The organism is Hydrogenobaculum sp., from assembly GCF_049967395.1.
Taxonomy (GTDB): domain Bacteria; phylum Aquificota; class Aquificia; order Aquificales; family Aquificaceae; genus Hydrogenobaculum.
In genome coordinates, this window is sequence record NZ_JBMFST010000087.1 from 1 (window position 1) to 2538 (window position 2538).

At 34.1% G+C, this 2538-nt stretch carries 2 protein-coding genes; both read left to right on the forward strand.

Annotated features, from left to right (window positions below; genetic code table 11):
- The first annotated feature begins 30 nt into the window (after nucleotides 1-30).
- Nucleotides 31-825, forward strand: coding sequence for a hypothetical protein (locus ACP5S8_RS08085; protein WP_461876431.1), 795 nt, complete (start codon nucleotides 31-33; stop codon nucleotides 823-825).
- A 120-nt stretch (nucleotides 826-945) separates the two neighbouring features.
- Nucleotides 946-2379: a Cas10/Cmr2 second palm domain-containing protein gene (locus tag ACP5S8_RS08090; protein ID WP_461876432.1), complete on the forward strand. Its 1434-nt coding sequence runs from the start codon at nucleotides 946-948 to the stop codon at nucleotides 2377-2379.
- Nucleotides 2380-2538 lie beyond the last annotated feature (159 nt).

A 2538-nucleotide genomic window follows, 5' to 3' on the forward strand; every position in this document is an offset into this window, starting at 1 on the left:
ATGATATGATGATATTTAGGGAGAAAGGTTATGAAATCTTCTAATTTGGCAACTATAAAAAATTATTTGGGGGCTTTAGAGAGCTGGAAAACCATAGCTATTCTAATATCCATTTTTGCTTTGGGCGGGCTTATACCAGATATTATTATAGAGTTAGCCAACCATTTTATCCATAATATAGCCGTTAGAATATTGGTTTATTTTGTGATAATCTGTTTTGTTTTTGCGCTTTTATATCTTACATATAATAAGTTAAAAGAATCTTTAGAGCATATAGATTATGAGGTAGTGGAGGTTAAACCTTCTGATGTGAAGGTTGCGATATTAGCTCTTAGCATCCCAAACGATGCTTCCAAAGAGATGGTTGCATGCGCAAAAGAGCAAAAAGAAGTAGATTTTGATACAATCAGTAAAAATTATGATAGAGCAAACTGGATTATGCCGCTGTACTTAATAAAAAATTTAAAAGAAAGATCGCATAGATTTAAGAAAATAGTTGTAATCCCTTCTAATCAATCAGAGGCTTATGTTTCTGATTTTGCTGATGTTGTTAAGAAAGTGTTTCCAGATATTGATATAGAATCAACAAAAGGCGTAAACTACAAAGACCTTATAGAACTTCAAAAGCATATGAAGAAAATCATAGAAAACTTAAAAGAAAAAGAAAAATACTCTCTAAAAAACATAACAATAGATTGCACAGCTGGGACCGCTCTATATAGCATAATAGCGTCTTCTATCACATTTTATAACGACATAGTAACTTCTTATGTCAAAGAAGATAAAGAACTGATGTTTTTTGATATGAAAAGGGTTGAAAAATGAAATCTTTAAATATGTATTGGCTGACCCAAATACCGCCAGTCGAGACATGGGTTAGCTTTGTTGTGGCGGGATAGAAATACTCGACTTTCTAAGTTAAAAGCTTAGAAAACTAATTAGGCTATGGGTGATAAGAAGGCTGCAATAATAATAGACATGCCATCTATTCAAAGGTATATTTTTGCAAGCAACAGGCTAAGGCACAACATAGGAGCTTCTTATATAGTTAAGAGGCTATACGATGAACCTATGAAAGAAGCTTTGGAAGGGGTTAAAGAAGGTGAAGACTTTAAAATAGGATACAAAGGTGGGGGTAATGCGCTATTGTTATTTAAAGACTCAGAAAAAGCTAAAGAGTTCATAAAAAAATATTCTAAGGTTGTTATGGAATATTTTCCCGGTGTTGTATTGGCTTTTGGGATGATAGAGGATTTTGATGAAAGCAATACTCAAGATTCTTTAAAAAGGCTTCATTACAACCTTAAAGAAAATAGGTCAAAATATCTTCCTATTGTAAATATAAACAAATGGGGTATCACCAGAGATTGCCCGGAATCGTATGAAAGCGCAGAAGTTTACAACTCTGATGATGAAAACTTTATATCCAAGGTGGTAAAGGCAAAGCTAAAGGCTTTTGAGATAGGAAAAGGCTATTTTGATAGTTATTTAGAAGAATACAAAGATTATATATTCCCGTCTGAACTATCAAAATGTACTTTGATGGGTAACGATAAAGGCGATGATACTTCAAACCCTTATATAGCATTGGTACACATAGATGGCAATAAAATGGGTGAACGTTTTAGGGCTTGTAAGAGTATTGATGAGTTAAAAAGATTATCAGAAAGCGTTGAAGAAACAACAAGGCAATCGTTTAAAAGTATTGTTGAAAGAGTGATAGACTTACACAAAAAAGGCCAAATATCACTAAGACAGGAAAATGGCAAATATCTAATGCCTCTTAGGCCTATAATACTAGGCGGTGATGACATAACGTTTGTTTGCGATGCAAAATTAGGTTTAGAGTTGGCAAAATACTTTATAGATACGTTTTCTAAGGGTAGGGTATCTGACGGGAAGCCTCTTAACGCTTGTGGAGGTGTTTTCATAGTAAAAGCCAAATACCCATTTTTTAAATCCTACACTGTAGCAGAAGAGCTAACCTCAGAAGCAAAGAAAGTATCTAGAGAAAAAGAAGGTTCTTATATTAGCTTCGCCATAGCAAAAAGCGGATTCACAGGGGACTGGAAAAACTTTTCAAAAACCTACTACAAAGCCACCGAAGGAAATGTGAGATTTAGCCCTTACAATGTAGAAGAGTTAAATGAGCTTTTCAAAGTTGTTTATCATTTCAAGAGTAAATGGCCAAGAAGCAAAGTTTACGAATTAAGAGAGCTTCTTTTTGACAAAAAAGAAAAGATAAAGATGTTTCTTTACGAAGTCAAAGAAAAACATAAATTAGAGCTAGAAGAATACGAAGACTACAAAGAGTATGTTTGGAAAAACGGCAAGACTCCCTATTTTGATGCTATAGAGCTTATGGAGTTTGTACCATAATGAAACCAAGGCTTATGTCCCAATACCGCCTGTTGGGTTTAGGGACTTTTAAAGGCGGAATACAAATAGCCCAACCAAAAGCCACTGGCTTTTGAATAAATGTTTATATGAAGCTAGTGTTAAAAACATTGTCTAACGTTTTTGTAAGCGCTGGTGAGG